A 23280-nucleotide genomic window follows, 5' to 3' on the forward strand; every position below is an offset into this window, starting at 1 on the left:
GTGAAGATTTTTTTATAATTTTATTATTTTATTGCTTTTAAAATGTTTAATAAATAATCCCAAACATGTTGAACTGATTTTATACTCATATGCTCATCTGGAGTATGAACATCATAAAGATTTGGACCAAAGCTTATCATATCTATATCTCCTAATCTTTCTTTAAATAATCCACATTCCACCCCTGCATGAATTGCAATTATTTTTGGTTCCTCATTATACATTTTCTTATAAACATCAATACAAATTTCTCTTATTTTTGATTCACTGTTATATTCCCAAGCTGGATATGGAGCTACTGTTTCAAAGCCTCCACCTAACATTTCTGTCATAGTTTTGCTTCTTAAAACTATTTCATCTTTTAATGTAGCAACTGAACTTCTAACAGCACTCTTAAATATAACTTTATCTCCTTCTGTCATTACTACTCCAATATTAGTTGAACTTTCAGGTAATCCATGTATTTCTTTGCTCATTGTATTTATTCCATTTGGATAAATATATAAAAGATTTATAATATTCTCTGTGCATTTTTTATCAAAAGTTTTATTAACTCCTTCATAATCAATAGCTTCTATAGTAATTCCAGGATCTTGAATTCTTAATTCATGTCTAAACATTTCTTCAAATTCTTTAATAGTATTTTTAACTTCTTCTAATTCAGTTTTATTTACTGTTAATATAGCATCAGCTTCTCTTGGAATTGCATTATCTTTTGAACCACCTTCAATTTGTACAAGTCTTATGTCAAATTTTTCACTAAGATTTTTTAATAATCTCGCCATAAGTTTATTTGAATTTCCACGGCCTTTAGTTATTTCTTGACCTGAATGTCCACCTTTTAGACCTCTTATTTTAATTTCTAATCCTACATGATTTTCTAATACTTCTTCCCAATTTATAGTCATTGATGCGTTAGTTCTAACTCCACCCGCACAACTTACTAATATTTCTCCTTCTTCTTCTGAATCAAGATTTAATAATATTTTTCCATCAATATGTTCAGGTGATATATTCATTGCACCTGTCATACCTGTTTCTTCATCTGTAGTTAATAGTAATTCTAGGCTTGGATGTTCTATAGTATCATCTGCAAGTATTGCCATTCCATAAGCTACTGCTATACCATTATCAGCTCCTAGTGTTGTACCAGTTGCATATATATTATCTCCATCAATTCTTAACTTTATTGGATCTTTTGTGAAATCATGTTCTGTATCTTTATTTTTTTCACAAACCATATCCATATGTCCTTGAATTATTACTCCTGGAGCGTTTTCATATCCTTTTGTGGCAGGTTTTTTAATTACTATATTTAAAGCTTCATCTTGTATTACTTCTAATCCAAGATTTTTAGCAAATGAAACTAAATAATCACTTATTTGCTTTTCATTTCCTGAACCTCTTGGAATTTGTGATATTTCCTCAAAATACTTAAACACTAACTTTGGTTCTAAGTTTTCTAAAACTGACATCATTTATCATCCTTTCCATATTTTTTATGATAAAATTATATTGTGAATATAATTTTAGTATATCACAGTATATTATTTAAATTTTAAACTAAATAATAACTTTTTTAAATTAGTTATTACAAATATTCACATAATAAATTAGTATACTTTAATATTTATTAATAACATATTTGCGAGGTGATTTTTATGCAAAAAACTAAAATGATTTTTACTATTGGTCCTGCAAGTGATTCAAGAGAAGTTTTAAGTGAATTTATGAAAATAGGCATGAGTGCTGCAAGACTTAACTTTTCTCACGGAACTCATGAATCTCATAAAGAAAAAATTGATTTAATTAAAAGCTTAAGAGAGGAATTAAAAACCCCAACAGCTATAGTTCTTGATATTAAGGGTCCTAAAATAAGAACTCATAACTTCAAAAATGATGGTGTTGATTTAAAAGAAGGTGATAATTTCTCATTTATATGTGGTGAAGAAATTTTAGGTGATGAAAATAAATGTTCAATTACTTATGACGAACTTTATAAAGATGTAAAACCAGGCGGTACTATACTTGTTGATGATGGGCTACTTTCCTTTAAAATCAAGGAAATTAAAGGAAAAACTATTAACTGTATAGTTGAAGTTTCAGGAACTATAAAAAATCATAAAGGTGTAAATGTTCCAAATGTTAGTATAAACTTACCTTCTGTAACTGAAAAAGATAAAGAAGACATAATATTTGGTTGTCAAACTGGAGTTGATTTTATAGCCGCATCTTTTATTAGAAAAGCTTCAGATATTTTAGATGTTAAAAATATCTTAAAAGAACATGGTGGAGAACACATAAAAGTAATTGGTAAAATTGAAAGTCAAGAGGGAGTTAATAATATTGACTCAATAATTGAAGTAGCTGATGGCATAATGGTTGCTCGTGGTGATATGGGTGTTGAGATACCAATAGAAAAAGTTCCAATAATTCAAAAGCAAATAATTAAAAAATGTAATAAAGCTGGAAAAATAGTTATTACAGCAACGCAAATGTTAGATTCGATGATTAGAAATTCACTTCCAACTAGAGCTGAGGCTTGCGATATATGTAATGCTATATTTGATGGAACTGATGCAATTATGTTAAGCGGTGAAAGTGCTTCTGGTAACTTTCCTTTAGAAGCAGCAAGAACAATGGCAAAAATAGCTAAGGAGACAGAAGAAAACTTAGAATATGATTTTATAAATTCCAAAGTTGAGCCATCTGACCTTTCATTTGCTGATGCCATAAGCTATTCAGCTTGTAGAACTTCAAATGCTGTAGGTGCAGAAGCTATAGTTGCTGCAACTCAAAGTGGCGCTACTGCAAAGTTAATTGCAAAATATAGACCTAAAGCTCCAATTATTGCTATAACTCCTTTTGATTATGTAATGAGAGGTCTAGCTTTAGATTTTGGTGTATTCCCTGTTAAATGTAAAATGTTTAATACTACAGATGAAATATTAGTTGAAGCTAAGAAAGTTGCTAAAACTTTTGATTTTGTAAAAGAAAATTCAGAAATAATAGTAGCAGCTGGTATGCCAACAACTCATACAGGCGGTACTAATATGTTAAAAATAGAAAAAATTTAATTAAAATAATATATAAAAAGATAGCTGAATATATAATTTTTCAGCTATCTTTTATTTACAAATATAATTTAATACTTAAATTAATATATGTTTTAATTAAAAATTATACTTAATTTTATTATTTATAATCATTTAAAATAAATCTTTAAATAAATCTCCAAGTGTTACTCCTTCATCATTGTCATCAACATATTGAAGATATTCTTTGCTCTTTTCAGTTGCATCTTTTATGCTTAAAGCTAATTTCTTTTCATTTTTATCAACATTTAAAACTTTAACTTTGACTTTTTGACCAACCTTTAATACTTCTTCAGGTTTCGCTATGTGTTCATCAGTTATTTCTGTTATATGAACTAATCCTTCTATTCCTTTAAACACTTCAACAAAAGCTCCAAAGCTTGTAAGTCTTACTACCTTACCTTCTAAAGTATCACCAATTTTTAGTTCATCTCCATGTAAAGTCCATGGTTCTTTAGCTACATCTTTTAATACTAATGATAACTTTTTATTTTCTAAATCTACGTTTCCAATGTAAACTTCAACTTCATCATTTACTTTTACTACATCTTCAACTCTCTTAACTCTTTCCCAAGCTAAATCATTTATATGAACTAAACCTTGTATGCCTCCTATATCAACGAAAGCCCCATATTTAACAGTTTTTTTAACTATACCTTTTCTTTTTTCACCACTTTTTAATTCTTTCCATAAAGCATCTTCTTTTTTCTTATGTTCTGCTTCTTCAATAACTCTTCTTGAAGCGACTATTCTATTATTATTAAAATCTAATTCTATTATTTTAACATCTAAATCTTTTCCTATTAAAGATTTTAATTCTATTCTTTCTCTTGAAGCTTGTGATGCTGGTATAAATACTCTTACTGAACCAAAGTATGAAACTAATCCACCCTTTACTTCTTCTTTAACTTTTACAGTTAATATCTCGTCATTTTTAAAAGCATTTTTTATTGCTTCTCTTTCTTCTTTTAATAATGCTCTTTTTCTTGAAAGACTTACAAAGCCTTCCCCATCATTTGGTGAAAGAACAACTACATTTATTTCATCTCCAGGCTTTACAACCTCCATTGGATTTTCATCATTATTTGTAAGTTCTTCTCTAGTTATTACTCCATCAAAGGCATATTTTATATCAACTGTAACTTGTTTATCGTTAACATCGATTACCTTACCATTTAATATATCACCTTTATTAATTCTTTTAACATCATAAGATTCTAATAATTGACTCATATTGTTTTCATTTGTCATATAAAATCACTCCTTCTATTTCCCCACATATAATCTAATTTTAATCCAATGATAATTCTAATACAAGAAAAATAGCTAAATTATAGGATATTATTTAAACATTAAATACAAAAATTCATATAATATATAGTATTACTTATTGTGGGGGACTATATGAAATTATTAAAAAAATTTAATCTTTTAAAAAATTCCTCATTAAAAAGATATGAAGAATTAATTGAAATGAAAAATGTTTTAGATAATTATTCAAAAGATTTTGCTAATCTATTAGATAGACTTTCAGACCTTGAGCTTGACCTTGAATTTCTTGAAGACATATATGTTGAATATGAAACTAAAGTTACATTAGCAATAAAAAAAGATAATATTAAACTTGCAAAAAAGGCCCTTCAAAAAAAGTTGATGGCTTATAATGACTTTCTAGAGCTTAAAAATTTAGTAAGTCACATTTATTATTGTAAATATAAAATACACACCTTATTAGAAAAATTTGAAGTTGAATATTCTAATATAGTATTTAATTATGAAAATAATAATTCAAAAGAACTTTCTTCCTCTATTAAAAAATTTTCAAAAATTGAATCTAATTTGTCAGAAGAATTCAAAAAAATAAATGATGTTCCTGAATTTATACCTACTGAATTTAACTTAGATACAGAACTTAAAAAGTATATTTAATAAAAAAGGCTACAATTTTTAAGTAGCCTTCTTTTAGTATAATTAAATTTCTTTAGCTTCTATTAAATCATATCCAGCATCATCAATTATTTCATTAATTGATTCTTTAGTTAAATCACCATATACTATAGCTTCTCCAACCTTTACTTCATAACCTTTTACTCTTGGATCTCCTGCAAATGCTTCCTCAACATTTTTAACACATTTTTCGCATCCCATTCCATCAATTTTAATTTCAAACTTTGCCATAATAATCACTCCTTAAATTTTATCCCTTTATAATATTTTAACTTTTAATTGTTAACTCATTAAAACTTTGGTTTAAATTTTTTAAGTCTTAATGCATTTAATAAAACAGAAACTGAACTTAAGCTCATTGCAAAGGATGCAACCATTGGATTTAAAAGAGGACCTCCAAAAGCATATATTACTCCCATTGCAAATGGTATACCTAATACGTTATACCCAAATGCCCAAAATAAATTTTCTTTTATATTCTTTATTGTTGCTCTACTTAACTGTATTGCTGTAACTACATCTAAAATATCACTTCTCATAAGTACAATATCTGCTGATTCTATGGCAACATCAGTACCTGAACCTATAGCTATACCAATTTCTGCAGTTACAAGTGCCGGTGCATCATTTATTCCATCACCAACCATAGCAACTTTTTTATCCTCTAATTGTAACTCTTTAACTACATTTGCTTTACCTTCAGGTAATACATCTGAAACTACTCTATCTATTCCAACTTGTTTAGCAATAGCTTTTGCAGTTTTCTCATTATCCCCTGTTAACATTACAACTTCAATTCCCATATTATGAAGTGCTTTAATAGCTTTCTCACTATTTTCTTTCACAGTATCTGCTACAGCTATAATTCCAATTAAAATTCCATCTATAGCTATAAACATTGCTGTCTTTCCACTACTTGCTAAGTTATTTGCTTTTTCCTCTATAAAATTAATGCTTATATTATTTCTATTCATAATTTTTCTATTTCCAATTGAAACACATTTATTATTAATAGTTGCATTTATACCTTCACCTGGTATTGAATTAAATTCTTGTATAGAAGGTAATTCTATTTTTTTATATTCTGCTTCTTTAACTATTGCATCTCCTAAAGGATGCTCCGAACCTTTTTCAGCAGCAGCTGCAAATTTAAGAATTTCATTTTCATCAAAGTCTTCTGTAATTTTAATTATATCTGTAACCTTTGGTTTACCTTCTGTAATAGTGCCTGTTTTATCAAATACTATTGTGTTTATTTTGTGTGCTTCTTCAAGTGCTATACCACTTTTTATTAAAACTCCATTTTCTGCACCTTTACCTGTACTTACCATTATCGCTGTTGGTGTTGCTAATCCAAGAGCGCATGGACAAGCTATTACAAGAACAGAAATTAATATATTAAGAGAAAATTCTAAATCTTTATTTCCAATAAAATACCAAACTAAAAAGGATACTACTGATATAGCAATTACTGTAGGAACAAAATATCCTGATATTATATCAGCAAGCTTTGCAATTGGTGCTTTAGTTCCTTGAGCTTCTTCAACTAAACTTATAATTTGTGATAATACCGTATCATTCCCTACTTTTGTTGCTTTATATTTAAACATTCCATGTTTATTTATACTAGCACCAAAAACCTCATCACCAACAGATTTTTCTACTGGAATACTTTCACCTGTAAGCATTGCTTCATCTATAGTTGTAGTTCCTTCTATAACTATTCCATCAACTGGTAACTTTTCTCCTGGTTTAACTAAAATAATATCTCCAACTGAAACATCATCTATGTTAACTACTCTTTCTTTTCCATCAACTAATATTGTTGCAGTCTTTGGTGCAAGTCCCATAAGTTTATTTATAGCATCTGAAGTTTTACCTTTTGTAAGTGCTTCTAAATATTTACCAAGACTTATAAAAGCTATAATCATGCCTGCTGATTCAAAATACAAATGATGAGCAAAATGATGTTCCCCGTATCCAATTTTAATTAAAGCATACACACCATATAAAACTGATGCAGAACTGCCTAATGCTATAAGTGTATCCATATTAGGATTTAAATGAATTAAATTTTTAAATCCATGTATAAAAAAATCTCTTCCTACAATAATTACTACTGATGCTAATATAAGTTGAATAAATGCATAATTAAATGGATTATTGTTTGGATTTATAATATTAGGTACAGGTAATCCCATCATAGGTCCCATTGATATTATTACTAACGGTATTGCAAATATAGCTGACCATATTAATCTATTTCTTGCAGATTTTATTTTTTGATCACTATCATTTTTTAAATTTTTATTTTCATTATCATTTAATTCTACTGCTTCGTAACCAGCTTTTTTAACAGCATCTTCAATTTCTTTTGATGAAAGCTTTTTATTATCATATTTAACATTCATATTAGATGTAGCTAAATTCACTACTACATCATCAACTCCATCTATCTTTCTAACAATTCTTTCAACACGTGCTACACAAGATGCACATGTCATTCCATTAACCTTAAATTTACTTTCTCTTTTATTTTTATCATTTATCTTTTCTGCACCATATCCAGCCTTTTCAATCTTTTTTACAATATCTTCTGGTGAAATTACACTTTTATCATATTTTATATTTGCTTTTTCAGTTGCTAAATTAACAGTAGCTTCTTCTATTCCATTCATCTTATTTAAAATTTTTTCCACTCTTGATGAACATGATGCACATGTCATTCCACTTATTTTATAATTTTCATTAATAATATTTTTGTTTTCTAATTCTTTAGCTTCATATCCAGCTTTCTTAACCTTTTCCTCTATATCATTAGAAGTAACTTTATCTTCATCAAAATTTACTATCATTTTTTCTGTTGCTAAATTTACAACAGCATTATCTACACCATCCATCTTGTTTACAACTTTTTCAACCCTCGCTGAACATGATGCACATGTCATTCCACTTATTTTAAATTCCTTTTTCACTTTATACCTCCTTACAAATTTCAATAATTATTTATCAATTAATTTTGTAAGTATTTTTATTATTTCTTCTATTTTAATGTCCTTTTCTTCTTCACTAACTAAAGCTTCTTTAACACAATGATGCATATGCTGTGTTAATATATGCTTATTAGCTTTTTTAAGAAGACCTTGTGCTGCTATTATTTGATTTGAAATATCAACGCAATATCTCTCATCTTCTATCATTTTTATAATTCCATCTATTTGTCCCCTACAAGTTTTTAATACTTGTAATGCTTTCTTCTTATCATCATTCAAAACAATCACTCCTTACCCCCTCCCAATAGGGGTGTATTATATTTTTATAATACTCCTTCATTTATTTAATGTCAATTTATCTTTTTTATTCATATTATTTATAAAAATAGAGCTGTTTTAAAAAAACAGCTCTAAAAATTTAATCTTCTTTAATTTCTAATTCATTATAACAATAATTTATTATATCACTTCTTTTTATTATACCAATAAATATTCCTTCATCATCAACAACTGGAACAAAATTTTGATTAACTGCAAGAGATATAAGACTTTGAATATCTGAATTTATCGAAACACTTTTATGTGCTCTTCTAGTCTTTATATCCTTAACCTTTACACTTTCTGTATTTTTAAAATTAAGATCAGGAGTATTTTTTAATTTCCATAGTAAATCTCCTTCAGTTAATGTTGAAACATATCTTCCATGCTTGTCCAGTAACGGGATTGCTGTATAACCATGGTGCTCCATTCTCTCCATAACTTGTCTCATTGTTGATTCTTGATTTTCATAAACTACTTCATTCTTAGGAGTAAGAAAAAATGCTATATTCATAGTTATCCCTTTCCTTTTTAATATTTTAATTTAAATGTCTAAGTTTATTTTAACATAATTTATAAGCTTTGTTATAGAGCTCTTTCTTTCTTAAGAAAATATTTATCTAATTTATATGAATAATCTAAATATTCTTTTTCACTTATCATACTACTAATCTCAGAATATACATATTCTCCATGTAATGTTTTTTTCACTATTACTTCATTTACAATTTCATTATTGCATTTTGAGCACTTTCCAACAGAAATAAATCTCCATTTATTAGGCATATAATCAAAGTCTAGTTGTATTTTCTTATTGCACTTTGGACATAAAGAATTAATTTTTTCATTCTCTAAAGTTAATTCTTCAACATTATTAATAGTAATAGCTGGCATATCATATATATCATCAATTATATAATTTTTAACTATTCTATAATTATATAAATTTTTAAAAACAAGAACAGTAAAGTTAGCATCATTTAAAGCATCATGTAAAAGTCTGCTATCAATTTTTATGTTTAATCTTTTTAAGGCATTTTTTAAACTTAAAGATTTTTTTGCACCCAATACTTTACTAGCATATTCTTGTATATCTAAATATTTTCTAATCCACTTTAAATCTTTAAAATTATGATAATGTGCATTTATTATTATTTGTGCAATATCATCTTTTGCCCAAGAACAAACTATATCATCACCTATAAAGTCTTTAAGCTTAATCATAGCATCGCTAAAGCTTAATCCATTTTCCAAATCCTTCTCTGTAATATTTGTTATATTTTTTATTTCAGGATTTAATATTGGTATTATGGAAGGCTTAATATACGCCTTAAACCTTCCAATAACCTTCATATATTTGTCTACTTTAATTGCACCAATTTCTATTATCTCATTTTTCACACTAATTTTATTTAACTCAGAATAATCATAAAATATATTTGGATAGTACTTTTTTATATTATTTAGATTATTAAATTCTAAGTCTATTATTACGTACCCCATATAAAATACCCTCTCTTATAAATATTAATTAAATTCTATACCAGCAAGTTTCATTAAATGTATTGCATTTTGAGTTTCACTTTTGCCTTTTCTAAGCTTATAATCAAACTTTATTTTATTATCCTCATAATACTCTCTAAAATTATAATTTTCTATTCGATTATCTATTTTTTCCAAATCACAAAGTTCTAAATCATGAGTTGAAACTAATCCAATAGCTCCGCTATTTATAAGTTGCTTTATAAGCTCAGTAGCACCTATATGTCTATCTACTGAATTTGTTCCCTTAAATATTTCATCTAATAAAAAGAATACTTTCTCACCTCTTTTGCTGGCTTCTATAAGTATTTTTATTCTAAGAATCTCAGCATAAAATGATGAAATATTTTCTTCTAAATTATCTTTAGTTCTCATACATGTATAAACATTAAATATTCCACATTCAAATTCTTCACTAAATGTTGGTGCTCCTATATATGAAAGAATTAAATTTAAACCTATAGTTCTTAAAAAAGTACTTTTACCAGACATATTAGATCCAGTTATTAAAGTTACCTTTTTATTATTTGAAAGAGAATAGTTATTTCTAACAGCCTTTTCTCCTAACAACGGATGACCAATCATCTTACCTTTAACTTCTTTTTCCTCTAATATCTTAGGAAAATTCCAATTTTCAAAATCAAAATATAAATTTGATATACTACTTAAAGCATCTATCTCGCTAATAACTTCAAGCCAACCTTCTAAATATTCTCTATTTTCTTCTCTCCATTCATTTACATTATCTATTATAAAAACATCTGAAAATATAAATAAATTTATTATTAAATAGTATGCATTACCAACACTATCTCCAATCCAATCTAATAAATTAGATAATTTTTTCATCTCTTCTCCACAAGAGCTACCTTTGTTATTTTTAAGCTTTGATTTAATATTAAGTAAATATGATGACTTAAATTCCTTTTTTTCAATCATATTTAATATTTCAGCATAAGATTTTATTGTATATTTAATTTCATTAAATAATACTAAATCTTCTTTATTTTCTCTTGTTAGCAACTTAATAACAATAAAGTTAATCATTAAAACTAATAATATATAAGTTGGTCTTATATATCCTATTATTGAAAAAACAATACTAGAAAAAGTTAAAATTATAAATAAATAAGCTATAATTTTTTTACTTATGCCTTTATTTGACTTTTCCTTGCTCCAATTTAAGAATATTTCCAACTCATTTATTTCTTTTTTCTTTAATTTAAAATTACGCTTCCCTTTTACTATTAGGTTCTGTCTCCACTTAATATCACTGCCTAATTCTTTTATTGCCTCTTGTCTATTTTCTATATCAATTTTATTTGGTAATTTATTAAGCTTTAAATACTTAACAAGCTTATCTCTTCCACCTTTTGTTATAGTATCATTTATTAATTGAAATAAAGAACTTTTCCCAAATATATCAATATCTGATACAAAAGGATGCTTATCTTCAATATATTCTGCTCCATTATCCTCTATTTCTTTAAACTTTCCAGTTACTCTCTTTAATCCTTTTTCGTTTATTTCTAAAAACATTTTTAAAGTTTCAAATTTATTTATAAGTTTATTGTGATACACAACAATAATTATTCCTAAAATAACCAATATAACTTCTGATAGTATAAGTAAGTTAGTCTTATTTTCTTTATAAAAAAAATATCCACTACCTATAATTAACAATACTATTAAAAGTCTACTCCACCCAAATAAAGCTATATTTTTATTTAATTCTCTTATTTTAATGTTACTTTTTTCAACATTACTTTTATAATAATCTAAAGCTTTTATAAAGAACGCCTCCTTTTACAAAATTTCACATATATAATTATATCACATTACTTTAAAAAAAGGTTTGATTCACTATTTATTAGTAAAATCAAACCTTTATTGAATCAGTTTTATTCTAGTAAACTTTTATATATAACATCAAGGTCATATTCCATACCTTCTAAATATGTTTTATCATCTTCTTTTGATTCTAAAGTGTATATTTTTTCAACTTTAGCTCCAGCTTCTCTTGCTAATGTTTCAGACTCTTTTGGTGATGCTAAACTTTCTGAAAATACTGTTTTTATGTTATTTTCTTTGCAATACTTAGCAAGATTCTCTAATGTCTTTGGAGTAGCTTCTCCATCAGCATATAAATCACTTATAGATTTTTGTTTTAATCCAAAATCTCTACAAAGATATCCAAAAGCAGCATGACCAGTTACAAAATCTTTATTTTTAAGTTTTTCAAATTTTGGTTTATATTCATTATACAATTTATTGAATTTTACCTTTAAATCTTCATAATTCTTTTGATAAAAATCTTTATTATTTGGATCTTTTTCTATTAATGCATTTTTTATGTTATTAGCTTGAACCTGTGCCTCTTTTAAACTAAGCCAAACATGCGGATCTATCTTATCCCCATCTTTTATTACCTTAACATCTTTACTTGAATCCACCATAAGTGTTTTGCTATCTTTTAATTGACCCTTAACTTGATCTAACCAATGCTCTAAACCTAAACCATTATATACAAAAACATCACTTTCTGTAAGAGTTTTTAAATCAGTTGGTTTTAATTCAAAATCATGTGGTTCTTGACCTGGACCAACTAAAGTTAATATATTAACCTTATCTCCACCAATCATTCTTGTAAATTGCTCTAACGGATAAATTGAAACTACAACACTTAACTTTCCATCTTTTTTAATTTCATTAGATTTCTCACCAGAACATCCAATCAATCCTATAGTCAAAAGCAGTACGGAAATTATACCTATAATTTTTTTCAAATTCTACACCTCATTTGCATATGATTTGCATTTGCATAAAATCATATTAATATAATTTCCCAGTAATGTCAATTCTAAATATTTATAAAGTTTGCTTTAATTTCTTTATTTTTAATAATATTTTTATCAATTGATTGACATGAAAATATTATTGTTTGAGCAAAATTCATATCATTTATAACATCTATTGCTCTTTCCCTTCTTATGTCATCATATTGAACAAACGAATCATCAAATATTATAGGAACTTTTTTATTTTTAAATATTAATTGTATAAAAGCTATCCTAAGAGCTAAATATAACTGATCATTCGCCCCATTACTTAAATATTCTCCGGGAAATATGTTTATTTTGTCTCTTACTGTCATATTATAGTCTTCTCCAAGCTTAACTTCTGAATATTTATCTAAAGTTAATTTTTTAAATATCTCTAATATTTTTTTATTAAGCGCTGGCCCAAAGCTTTCTCTTACTTCTCTTCCTGAAGCCTCTAAATTTTCTATTGCAACGTCTATAGCTTTTAATTTTTTATCTAAAATATTAATTTCTTCTACTATGTTTTCTAAATCTTCTTCTATATCTACTATATTTCTTTTACCTAAAAAACTAGTTTTTATTATATTTTCTAAATCTTTTATTTTCTTTTCTACTTCTATTAAAAGATTTGATTTCTCTTTTACTTCCCTTTCTATTTCTTCTTCTGAATTATATTTATAATTTATATTGCCATTTAATACATCTTTTATTTCTTCTTTTATCTCTTCAATATTTCTGTCTTTTAGTAATACTTTATATGTTTCATCAACGCTTTTTAATGAACTTTCTAATTCTTTCTTCTTTAAAATTTTATCTCTAAATTCTTTTAAATACATTTCTAAGTCTACTAATTGAATATGCTCTAAATCCATAACAGTTAATTTTTCTTTTATTTCTCTTTCTTTTTCTTTTAACTCTGATATTATTCTATCTAAATTTTCTTTCTTGGAATTATATTCTATATTCAATAAATTTAAATTGTTTTTTATTTTATTATATTCATCAAGCTCTAAGTAAATTTCTTCTAAATTATCACAATTACAAAGTTTCATTATTGATGAAAGTATTTTTTCATTTTGTTTGTATCTATCTTCATCTTTTTCAAAAGATAAATTATCTAGTTGTTTTTTTCTCTCTTCAATTCTTAATTTTGATTGGCTTTCTGCAACATAAAAACTTTCTAATGTATTTATAGCCATTAACAGATTTTTGTAATTATTACATTTTATTAATTTTACATATTCATTTAATTGCTCTTCAATATTTTTGATTTCACTATTCAAATTATCAACAACTTTTTTACTTTCTAAACCACTATTCACATTATTTAATGAATTATTACTAATTAAAATAATTACTATTCCTAATACTATAAATATTGCAAATATTACGTATAAAAATATATTGTTTATTGATGCTATATTGATACCAATTAATACTCCACTTATTGCTGATAATATAAATCCTAGTTTCCTCTTGCTTTCTAATTTAGATTTTTCTATTAAAACTTTATCATCATAATTATCTGAATCCTCAACTAAATTTTTTACTTTATAAAGCTTTTCTTCATATTCTTTAAATAAATTTTTTACTTTATCTCTATGTGATATTAGCTTTAATGAATCTCCTAAAAACTTTTTCTTTTTATTTATCTTGTCCTCTTCTTCTTCAATAGATAACTTTAACTTCTTGTTTAATAAAGCTCTTTCTCTAAGACCTTCTTGTTCTGCATTTAACCTTATTAACTTTTCTTTTAATCCATCCTCCATTGAAGAAAATACTTCATATCTCTTTATTTTCTCACTTTCATCCTTTATTCTATTTTCTACTTCTTTTAATTCATACTCATTCTCATTTTTTATGTCTAAAAAAGTTAAATACTTTTTATTTTCTTCACTAAGTTCATTTATATATTTTTCATCTATTATCCCATTATTTCTTCTTAGTTCTGTTTCAATTTCCTTTTCTCTTCTTTTTAAATCTTCACTCTTTTTTAAGTAATTTATTATTTCTCCATATTCTTTTTGAAGATTAATTTTCTTTAAGTATTTTTTAAATAATTCTAATTTCTCTATTTCTTCTCTTAACTTTTTTCTCTCTTCTTTTTTATTTATTAATTCATTCTCATTAATTAAGTTAGATTCTGAAATTTTATAAGCTTCATATCTTTCTTCTATGACATTATTATATCTTTCTTTTAATATATCAAGTTCACCATTTTTTCTTGTTGTAGTTAATTCTTTTCTAGTAGCCTTAAGCTTTTCAATAGCAGAATATGCTGAAACCTCTCCTTCACCACAGCCAAATATATCAATTATTTTTTGTATTATTTGTTCATCTTTATCCCTTGATACAACAACTCCAAGTTGAGGTATAAATAATGTCTTTAAAAATGTATTTGAGTTTACCCCTAAAAAATATGAGCCTGGCTCATCTTTATTTATATCTTTTACTTCTTCTCCAGTTAATTCATCATATATAATAGATACATCATCTTTTTTAGTTAAACCAAAACTTCTTTTAATGATATAATCTTTATTTTCATGTGATACTATAAGCTCACCTTGCATTTTTTCTCCTGAAAATGGCATATACTTTTTTCTTAAATTATTCTTTCCACCTCTAGAACTCCCAAATCCATATAACCAAATTCTTATAAAATTCTGAATTGTACTTTTCCCTTTTTCATTTTCACCATATAATAAATTCATTCCATTATTTAAATCTATTTCTCTGTCCTTAATCCCTCCAAAGGATTTAATTCTAATCTTTTTAATAATCATCCAAATTCACCTCATCTTCTGTCAAGCTTTGCAGTCCTATTTTTAAAGCAAGTTCTAATATTTCTAATTCTTCTCCACTTGCCTCAGATATTTTATTACTAATTTTTTTTACAAATATTCCTTTTGTTGAATGTTCATTTTCTATATCATCTATTTTAACTTTTATTTTTGTCTTATCTTTAATCTTTACAAAGTAAAATTCACTATCTAACTTTTCCTTTAATATTTTTTCATTTATCTTAAAACTTGCGTCAATTTCACCAACTAAATTTACTTTAAATATATTAATTTTCAAATCAAAATCTTTAAGTTCTTCTAAGATTTTTCTTTTTATTTCTCTATACCCAAATGCACTTTCTATATTTACATCCTTCTCTATATACTCTCTTTTACATGTTTTTTTAAAATTTAAATCAACATAACCTTTTCCTACATATCCGATTAAAATTCCCTTTGCACCTAATTCATCAAAACCTCTTCCTTGAGGACATCCACTATAAGCATAACTTGTTGTTCCAACCTTTTGCACTCCATTAAATTTATGCCTATGTCCAAGAGCTATATAATCTAATTTCGATTCTTCTATATCCTTTATTGTTATAGGATTATATTCATTTGTAGTTCCTTGATTTGATAATTCCCCATGAATAACAGCTATATTTATAAAATTTTTATCTACTTCTATATTTTTTAACATAGATTGTCCAACATAATTATCTTCAAAAGCTGCTCCATAAATATTAGTTTTTAACTCTTTTATAAAAACCTTTTCTAAAGAACTTTTAAAAACATGTACATTTTCTGGCCAATCAACTAGCTTATAAAACGATTTAAAGTTATAAGGATCATGATTTCCTGGACTTATAAAAACTTTTGTTCTTTTTAATCTCTTTAATTCTTCCTGTATAAAAATTAATGTACTTTTATCTAACGTATAATTATCAAATATATCTCCTGCTAATAGCATTATATCTACATTTTCTTCATTACATATTTTAATTATATTACTAAAAACTTCTTTTATTTCCTCTTTACTTTTATCTGCTAATTTATTTCTAAATTCTTTAAATGGTGTATCAAAATGTATATCTGCACAATGAAGTATTTTTACTTTTTCCATAATAAATCCACCTTTCTATTTAACGAACTTTTGTTCTCATTTTATCATACATTTTACGCAAAAAGAAAGAGGATGATTTACTAAAATCATCCTCTTGGCATTGAAATACGTATTCCTTAAATGGTGTAATTACAAAGAGTTACTTAAAACCCTTTCAGTAGGTGTTTACTTTAGAGAACTTTCGTATTCCTCTACCATTCTCTTAACCATTTCGCCACCTACGGATCCACATTGTCTTGAGCTTAAATCTCCGTTGTAATCACTAAATGGAACTCCTAATTCTCTAGCTACTTCATTTTTAAATGCTGCTAGACCCTTTTTAGCTTCTGGAACTATCACTCTATTTGACATAATTGATCCCTCCTCAGGCTTACGGTAATTGTAAAATAAATTTTAATTTATCTTACAATCATAGTTTATCCTGAGGATAAAATTTAATCCCAAGTAACTTTTTCCAATTACATTAATGCTTTAAACTTATATCCCATTTTATTTAAGTCATTTATTTTATTTTCTAATTTATTATATTCTTCTTTATTAATTTTATTTAAATCTATATAAAAAGCTATATCTTGATTATTTAAATCAATTAAATCAATTTTTTCATCTATAATTTGAACATTATTTTTATCTAATATATTTTTAATATCTAAGTATTTTGGTATAATTGTATGACCATTTTTTTGCATTAAACCATAATACTGTTTATTTTCATCGTCAATTTGTTCATTTTCTAAAAATGTTAGTTTAATTTTTAATGAATTTGCAAAATCAATAATTTCAGGTACGTTCTTGTTTATATTTGCATCTTCGGATTCTACTATTACATACACACTAGATACATCCTTATCTTTTAATTTTTTTATTGATTTATATTCAGTATCTACAATAGTGTCAACAACATCATTTATTTTTTGTTCCTTATCCACACTTATAACTTCATGTTTTTCTGAAAGAATAACTCTAGTTTGAGTATGTATTATCCTATCTATAAAAATTATACTAACTAAAGTAACTACAAGAATTAAAATGCCCATTACAAATTTCTTCTTATTTTTACTCATATTTCCCCTCCTACATTGCTTCATAATTAAATTATACCATATTTTTTAATTAAATATTAATTTTTTTTCAATTATATTAATATTTTCTCTTTTTTGTTTTCTTTTTTGACAAATTAATTACATTTTAATATTTTTTTCTATATTTTCTAAAATTATAGGAGTTTTTTTAAAATATATTTAATATTTTACTTGAAATATTATTTATAACAACAAAAAAAGCACTTAGTTTCACTAAACTAAGTGCTTTTGGCAGGGGCAGTAGGACTTGAACCCACAACCAATGGTTTTGGAGACCACTACTCTACCAATTGAGCCATACCCCTAAGACGCTATTTATTTTATCATAAAATATTATGCTATGTCAATATTATTTTTTTGTAACAACATATTGTTAATTTTTATATTTTAGATTATAATATACTAAAATATTTTGATTGTCAAAATATTTTAATTTCAAATTAAGTGAGGTGTTTAAATGAATATAAAACCCTTAAAAATAGGAGAATTAGTATCTAGGTTACCTATAATTCAAGGTGGAATGGGTGTTGGTGTATCTCTTTCTAATCTAGCTTCTGCTGTTACAAACGCAGGTGGCATAGGAATTATTTCTTCAGCTCAAATTGGATTTAAAGAAAGAGATTTTGAAAATAATCCTTTAGAAGCAAACCTTAGAGCATTAAAAAAACATATAAAATTAGCTAAAGAAAAATGTAATAACGGAATAATAGGAGTTAATATTATGGTTGCAACAAATGAATATGCAAGATATGTAAGAACTGCTATAGAATCTGGAATAGACCTTATTATCTCTGGAGCTGGCATGCCCACAACTCTTCCAAAACTCACCAAAGGATATAATGTAAAATTGGCTCCAATAGTCTCTTCACTAAAAGCAGCAAAAGTAATTCTTAAATTATGGGATAAACACGATAATATAGCACCGGATATGATTGTGGTTGAAGGACCAAAGGCCGGAGGACATTTAGGTTTTAAAAAAGAAGATATTGAAATTTCAAATGAAACTTTTGATGATACTATAAAAGCTATAGTATCACATGTTAAAGATTATGAAATTAAATATAATAAATCTATTCCTATAATTGCAGCTGGTGGCATATTCAACGGTAACGATATAGTTAAATATTTAAATCTTGGTGCTTCCGGTGTACAAATGGCTACTAGATTTGTAGCAACAGAAGAATGTGATGCATCAAAAGAATTTAAAGAATCATATATAAATGCTACAAATGAAAATATCGGAATTGTTAAAAGCCCAGTTGGGATGCCAGGTAGAGCTATACTAAATTCTTTTGTAAATAAAACTTTAAATGAAAATATCAAAGTTATAAAATGTTATAATTGCTTAACCCCTTGTAATCCTTCTACAACACCTTATTGCATAAGTAAAGCTCTTATAAATTCAGTTAATGGAGACTTAGAGAATGGTCTTATCTTCTGTGGTGAAAATGTAAGTAAAATTAAAAATATAACTACAGTAAAAAAATTAATGACAGAATTAGAAAACGAAATTAAAGCAATTTAAAAAAGGGAAGAATAAATTCTTCCCTTTTCTAATTACTTAATACTATATTTATTTTGTTAGATATAAATATAGTAATTTTATAGTATTTTCTAAAGCACTATAATGTGTTCTTTCCATTCCATGTGATGCATGTACTCCTGGTCCTATAAGTGCTCCTCTTATATTATTTCCACCTCTAAGCGCTGCCCCTACATCTGAACCATATCTTGGGTATATATCAATTACATAATTTAAATTATTTTCTTTTGAAAGATTAACTAATTCTGTTACCATATTATAATCATAAGGCCCACCTGAATCCTTTGCGCATATAGAAACATCATATTCTGTGCAGTTTAAATCATCACCAATACATCCCATATCAACGGATATCATTTCTGTTATCTCTTCTGGTATATATGAAGCTCCATGACCTACTTCTTCATATGTTGATATCAAAATTTTAGTATCAAAATTTGGAACAATTTTTTCTCTACTTAATAATTCTAAAAGTGATATTAAACAAGCTACGCTACCTTTATCATCTATAAATCTTGATTTTACAAATCCACTTTCAGTTATAGTTGTTTTTGGATCTATAAATACAAAATCTCCTGAACATATTCCTAAATTTAATACATCCTCTTTATTTTTTACAACTTCATCTATTCTAATTTCCATATTTTCTGGATCTCTTTTTCTAGATGATGCATCTTCATACACATGAACAGCTGCACTGCTACTTAAAAATGTACCTGAATATTCTTTTCCCTCTCTAGTTCTTATAGTACAATATTCACCATCTAATGTTGGTACAATTGGCCCTCCAATTAAAGTAAACTTAAGTGTACCTTTATTTGTAATAGATCTTACCATAGCCCCTAACGTATCTACATGAGCTGAAAGACCAATAACCTTTTCATTGGATTTACCTTTTATATCTATTACTAAACATCCTTTATTTGTTTCATAACATTTATAACCTAGTTTTTCTACCTTTTCCTTTACCATATTTATTATTTCAAAACAAAAACCACTTGGACTATTAAACTCTAATAATTGTTTAGCAGTATTTAATAAATATTCTTTGTTTAAATTTAAATTCATAATCTTCCCCTCCTATAAACTCTATATATAACATAGATTCTAATCTATATTTTTTTAATTTTAAAAATGCTTTTTTATTCAAAGCATTTTTTAGTAAAATATTCAAAAATATTCTCTTTTTATTATAACATTTAAATATATTATACGAACAATTAAATATTCACTATTAAATTAATTCAAACAATAAAAATAAGGAGTTTAATACTCCTTATTTTTCTATCTTAAATCAGCAGGAAACTCTAATCCTATCTCTTTTCTTATTTTATCCATAAGCTCTATAGCAATAAGAGAATTTAAATGAGAATTTTTATTTGAATCTATTTCATTATTATTTATTAATTTTATAAATTCATCAAGTTCATAATACATATCATCTTTTCTCTGACATATAGATATATTTTCTTCTCTACCATCTCTATATACTATTTTTACATTATTAAAATGTATTCCATCTGATATTATAGTTCCTTCTTCACCTTGAATTTCAATAGGTAAATTTGAATCACTTATTTTTGAATACATTATTACAGAACTAAAATCATCATAAGTAAATATTGCTGTTCCTTGACCATCTACTCCAGTATCTAAAAATATTCCATTACTAATAACATCGTTTGGTTTTCCAAAAAGTGAAACCATTGGATGTATACAATATACCCCAATATCCATAAGTGCTCCATTTGAAAGTTCCTTCTTAAATGCATTAAGTATTATACCTTCTTTGTACTTATCATACCTTGAAGAATATTGACAATATGATGCAAAGTATCTTCTTATTTTTCCAATCTTATGAATATTTTCTTTAACACTTAAAAAATTAGGTAATACAGTAAGTCTCATAGCCTCCATTAATAAAACCTTATTTTTTTCAGCAACTTTTATCATATTCTCTACTTCTTTTAAATTAGAAGCCATTGGTTTTTCACAAAGAACATGCTTTTTATTATTTAAACATACAATAGCTTGCTCAGCATGAAAAGCATTTGGTGATGCTATATATACAGCATCTATCTCTTTACACTTTGCAAAGTTTTCTATATTATCAAAAAATAATTTAGCACAATGTTTTTCTCCAAATTCTTTTGCCGTTTCTAGCTTTCTTGAATAAACAGCTATAAGTTCAAAATTTTCATGTGTACTTGCAGCATTTAAAAATCTTTCACATATTGCACTTGTTCCTATAACCCCAAATCTAACTTTATTCATTTCTCATTCCCCTAACTTTCTTATTAATATACCTCTGGTATCATTATTACAACACATTTTGCCTTCTTTACAACATGAGCTGTTACTGATCCAACTAGCGCAGTAAACTTCTTCTTAGTATTCTTCGCCATTAATATTGTATCAATATTATTATCTTCTGCATATCTTAAAATTTCATCACCTGCATACCCAAAAGAAAATTCTTTTTTATAATCAAATTCTTTATTTAATTTATTCAACTGTTCTTCTGCATCTTTTAATATTCTTTTTCCTATAATCTCAGAATCTTTTACTTCTTCTGATACTGCCATACCATTTATAAATACTATCTCTCTTACATTAAGAAGTACTACTTCAACATCTTCTGGTTTAAAATTATTATTTAAATATTGTAATGCTATTAAACTTCTTTCACTGCCATCTACTGGTATTAATATTTTTTTCTTTTCCATTTTTAACACCTCTCGTATAAATTTATTTTATATAATTATACATCTTATACAATTTTTTATCTTTATTTAAAAATGTAAATTAATACATTATTTAAATTTACCATTATTATATTTTTTATAATTTAATAAAAATAAATTTTTATAAAAAAAAGACTAAAAACAATTGTTTTTAGTCTTTATCACTATGGCAGGGGCAGTAGGACTCGAACCCACAACCAATGGTTTTGGAGACCACTACTCTACCAATTGAGCCATACCCCTTTAGGACAATAATGATTATAATATATATTTATCAAAAAAGCAATAATATTATTTATTTTTTATTAAAGATTGCATTTTTTCAATATTGCCTTGAATAATATCTATAAATTCTTTATTATCATCAAAAACTTCTAACTTTATATTCTTAATATTATTATTAGACTTAACTTCTTTATCAGCTGAGTTTTGTACAAAAACTACATCCTCTGATTTTAAATTATTATTCTTAATATAATCATCTAAGGATTTTTCTTTAGGAAGAGTTTCAAAATTTAATCCTATACCTCTAAAGAAATATTCTAAGCTATTATCTTGTAATATAAATTTGAACTTTTTATAATCAGAAATATTTTTTTCAAAACCTTTTTGAATTTCATCTAATTTCTTAACTAAACTATTATAATTCTGTTCATAAAAATTTCTATTCGCAGGATCCTTTTCTTGTAATGCTGATTTTGCGTTATAAATCATTATTTTATATTCAGGAATTCCTAAAAAATAATATGGATTAGTTACAGTTTTCTTATTTAATTCAATTGAAATTTCTCTTATCCCTCTTGATAAATTTATTACTCCAAGTTTACTTTTATCAAGTTCTGAAATCATATTGTTTATTTCTAAGCCACTATATGTAACTGCTGAATAAAAGAATAAATCCATATTTGAAATATTATCTACTATACTTTTATCATACTTATAATTCTTTATATCATTAAAATTATTAAACATATATTGTACATTATGTTTATCACCACATAATTTTTTAATCATTTCATATTGTGGTTTATTTATTGTCATTATATTTAAATATACATCTCTATTATTCTTATCATTTTCAGAAGTATCTGCCATAAGTGGTTTAGATACTACACCAATGCCTAAAAAAAACGCTGCTGTTATAATTAGCATTGCAGCTGTTAACTTTTTCATGATTTCACCTCTTCAAAACCATAATCTATAGTTATTTTTTGTAAATACTTATATTAATATATTCTACACTTTTTATTTTAGTTATGCAATTACAATTATATTACTTTTACTTTTCTTT

The 23280-nt window shown here is 25.8% G+C and carries 20 protein-coding genes and 2 tRNA genes; 3 read left to right on the forward strand and 19 right to left on the reverse strand.

Annotated elements, in window-relative coordinates; genetic code table 11:
- Positions 1 to 23 precede the first annotated feature (23 nt).
- Positions 24 to 1475, reverse strand: a complete 1452-nt coding sequence (locus AC4FQW_RS06605) for an aminoacyl-histidine dipeptidase (RefSeq protein ID WP_491147987.1) — start codon at positions 1473 to 1475, stop codon at positions 24 to 26.
- A 186-nt stretch (positions 1476 to 1661) separates the two neighbouring features.
- Between AC4FQW_RS06605 and pyk the strand changes: the two genes are divergently transcribed.
- Positions 1662 to 3077, forward strand: a complete 1416-nt coding sequence (gene pyk / locus AC4FQW_RS06610; protein ID WP_303129448.1) for a pyruvate kinase — start codon at positions 1662 to 1664, stop codon at positions 3075 to 3077.
- Positions 3078 to 3209: 132 nt separating this feature from the next.
- On the opposite strand, the gene rpsA is transcribed toward pyk, so the two are convergent.
- The gene (rpsA, locus tag AC4FQW_RS06615) at positions 3210 to 4346 is read right to left on the reverse strand and encodes a 30S ribosomal protein S1 (RefSeq protein WP_303129449.1); all 1137 of its coding nucleotides are present in this window, start codon (positions 4344 to 4346) and stop codon (positions 3210 to 3212) included.
- A gap of 153 nt (positions 4347 to 4499) precedes the next feature.
- Between rpsA and AC4FQW_RS06620 the strand changes: the two genes are divergently transcribed.
- The gene (locus AC4FQW_RS06620; RefSeq protein WP_491147990.1) at positions 4500 to 5024 is read left to right on the forward strand and encodes a hypothetical protein; all 525 of its coding nucleotides are present in this window, start codon (positions 4500 to 4502) and stop codon (positions 5022 to 5024) included.
- Positions 5025 to 5066: 42 nt separating this feature from the next.
- On the opposite strand, the gene AC4FQW_RS06625 is transcribed toward AC4FQW_RS06620, so the two are convergent.
- The 12 genes from AC4FQW_RS06625 to AC4FQW_RS06680 all read right to left on the reverse strand — a co-directional run bounded on the left by AC4FQW_RS06625 (position 5067) and on the right by AC4FQW_RS06680 (position 18007).
- Complete coding sequence (locus AC4FQW_RS06625) at positions 5067 to 5273, reverse strand: heavy-metal-associated domain-containing protein (RefSeq protein WP_303129451.1); 207 nt, start codon at positions 5271 to 5273, stop codon at positions 5067 to 5069.
- A 59-nt stretch (positions 5274 to 5332) separates the two neighbouring features.
- Positions 5333 to 8017: a heavy metal translocating P-type ATPase gene (locus tag AC4FQW_RS06630; protein WP_491147992.1), complete on the reverse strand. Its 2685-nt coding sequence runs from the start codon at positions 8015 to 8017 to the stop codon at positions 5333 to 5335.
- 27 nt (positions 8018 to 8044) lie between these two features.
- Positions 8045 to 8314: a metal-sensing transcriptional repressor gene (locus tag AC4FQW_RS06635; protein WP_303129462.1), complete on the reverse strand. Its 270-nt coding sequence runs from the start codon at positions 8312 to 8314 to the stop codon at positions 8045 to 8047.
- Positions 8315 to 8453: 139 nt separating this feature from the next.
- A complete protein-coding gene (locus AC4FQW_RS06640) occupies positions 8454 to 8867 on the reverse strand; it encodes a CBS domain-containing protein (protein WP_303129453.1) in 414 nt (137 codons plus the stop codon).
- A 71-nt stretch (positions 8868 to 8938) separates the two neighbouring features.
- Positions 8939 to 9856 (reverse strand): 3'-5' exonuclease, encoded by a 918-nt coding sequence (locus AC4FQW_RS06645; RefSeq protein WP_491147995.1) that lies wholly within the window; start codon positions 9854 to 9856, stop codon positions 8939 to 8941.
- Positions 9857 to 9880: 24 nt separating this feature from the next.
- Complete coding sequence (locus AC4FQW_RS06650) at positions 9881 to 11686, reverse strand: MutS-related protein (protein WP_491148168.1); 1806 nt, start codon at positions 11684 to 11686, stop codon at positions 9881 to 9883.
- Positions 11687 to 11796: 110 nt separating this feature from the next.
- Entirely contained in the window at positions 11797 to 12681 is an 885-nt protein-coding gene (locus AC4FQW_RS06655) for a metal ABC transporter solute-binding protein, Zn/Mn family (RefSeq protein WP_303129455.1), read from the reverse strand.
- 74 nt (positions 12682 to 12755) lie between these two features.
- Positions 12756 to 15500, reverse strand: coding sequence for an AAA family ATPase (locus AC4FQW_RS06660; protein ID WP_491147997.1), 2745 nt, complete (start codon positions 15498 to 15500; stop codon positions 12756 to 12758).
- The gene (locus AC4FQW_RS06665) at positions 15490 to 16620 is read right to left on the reverse strand and encodes a metallophosphoesterase family protein (RefSeq protein WP_491147999.1); all 1131 of its coding nucleotides are present in this window, start codon (positions 16618 to 16620) and stop codon (positions 15490 to 15492) included. The genes AC4FQW_RS06660 and AC4FQW_RS06665 overlap by 11 nt, the downstream gene beginning before the upstream one ends.
- A gap of 165 nt (positions 16621 to 16785) precedes the next feature.
- Positions 16786 to 16971 carry an alpha/beta-type small acid-soluble spore protein gene (locus AC4FQW_RS06670; protein WP_303129458.1) on the reverse strand — a complete coding sequence of 62 codons (186 nt, stop codon included), beginning with the start codon at positions 16969 to 16971 and terminating at the stop codon, positions 16786 to 16788.
- Between the two features lie 107 nt (positions 16972 to 17078).
- Entirely contained in the window at positions 17079 to 17684 is a 606-nt protein-coding gene (locus AC4FQW_RS06675; RefSeq protein ID WP_491148002.1) for a hypothetical protein, read from the reverse strand.
- 247 nt (positions 17685 to 17931) lie between these two features.
- Positions 17932 to 18007 (reverse strand) — tRNA-Trp (locus tag AC4FQW_RS06680).
- A 152-nt stretch (positions 18008 to 18159) separates the two neighbouring features.
- On the opposite strand from AC4FQW_RS06680, the gene AC4FQW_RS06685 reads away from it, so the two are divergent.
- Positions 18160 to 19227: an NAD(P)H-dependent flavin oxidoreductase gene (locus tag AC4FQW_RS06685; RefSeq protein WP_491148004.1), complete on the forward strand. Its 1068-nt coding sequence runs from the start codon at positions 18160 to 18162 to the stop codon at positions 19225 to 19227.
- A gap of 48 nt (positions 19228 to 19275) precedes the next feature.
- On the opposite strand, the gene AC4FQW_RS06690 is transcribed toward AC4FQW_RS06685, so the two are convergent.
- From AC4FQW_RS06690 to AC4FQW_RS06710, 5 genes are all read right to left on the reverse strand, one after another.
- Positions 19276 to 20313: a M42 family metallopeptidase gene (locus AC4FQW_RS06690; protein ID WP_491148006.1), complete on the reverse strand. Its 1038-nt coding sequence runs from the start codon at positions 20311 to 20313 to the stop codon at positions 19276 to 19278.
- A 216-nt stretch (positions 20314 to 20529) separates the two neighbouring features.
- On the reverse strand, positions 20530 to 21519 hold the full coding sequence (locus AC4FQW_RS06695; protein ID WP_491148008.1) for a Gfo/Idh/MocA family protein: 990 nt from the start codon (positions 21517 to 21519) through the stop codon (positions 20530 to 20532).
- Between the two features lie 23 nt (positions 21520 to 21542).
- Positions 21543 to 21971, reverse strand: coding sequence for a universal stress protein (locus tag AC4FQW_RS06700; protein ID WP_303130990.1), 429 nt, complete (start codon positions 21969 to 21971; stop codon positions 21543 to 21545).
- Between the two features lie 185 nt (positions 21972 to 22156).
- Positions 22157 to 22232 (reverse strand) — tRNA-Trp (locus tag AC4FQW_RS06705).
- A 48-nt stretch (positions 22233 to 22280) separates the two neighbouring features.
- Complete coding sequence (locus AC4FQW_RS06710) at positions 22281 to 23162, reverse strand: metal ABC transporter substrate-binding protein (RefSeq protein ID WP_303130991.1); 882 nt, start codon at positions 23160 to 23162, stop codon at positions 22281 to 22283.
- Positions 23163 to 23280 lie beyond the last annotated feature (118 nt).

This window comes from Clostridium sp. TJA085, from assembly GCF_058310235.1.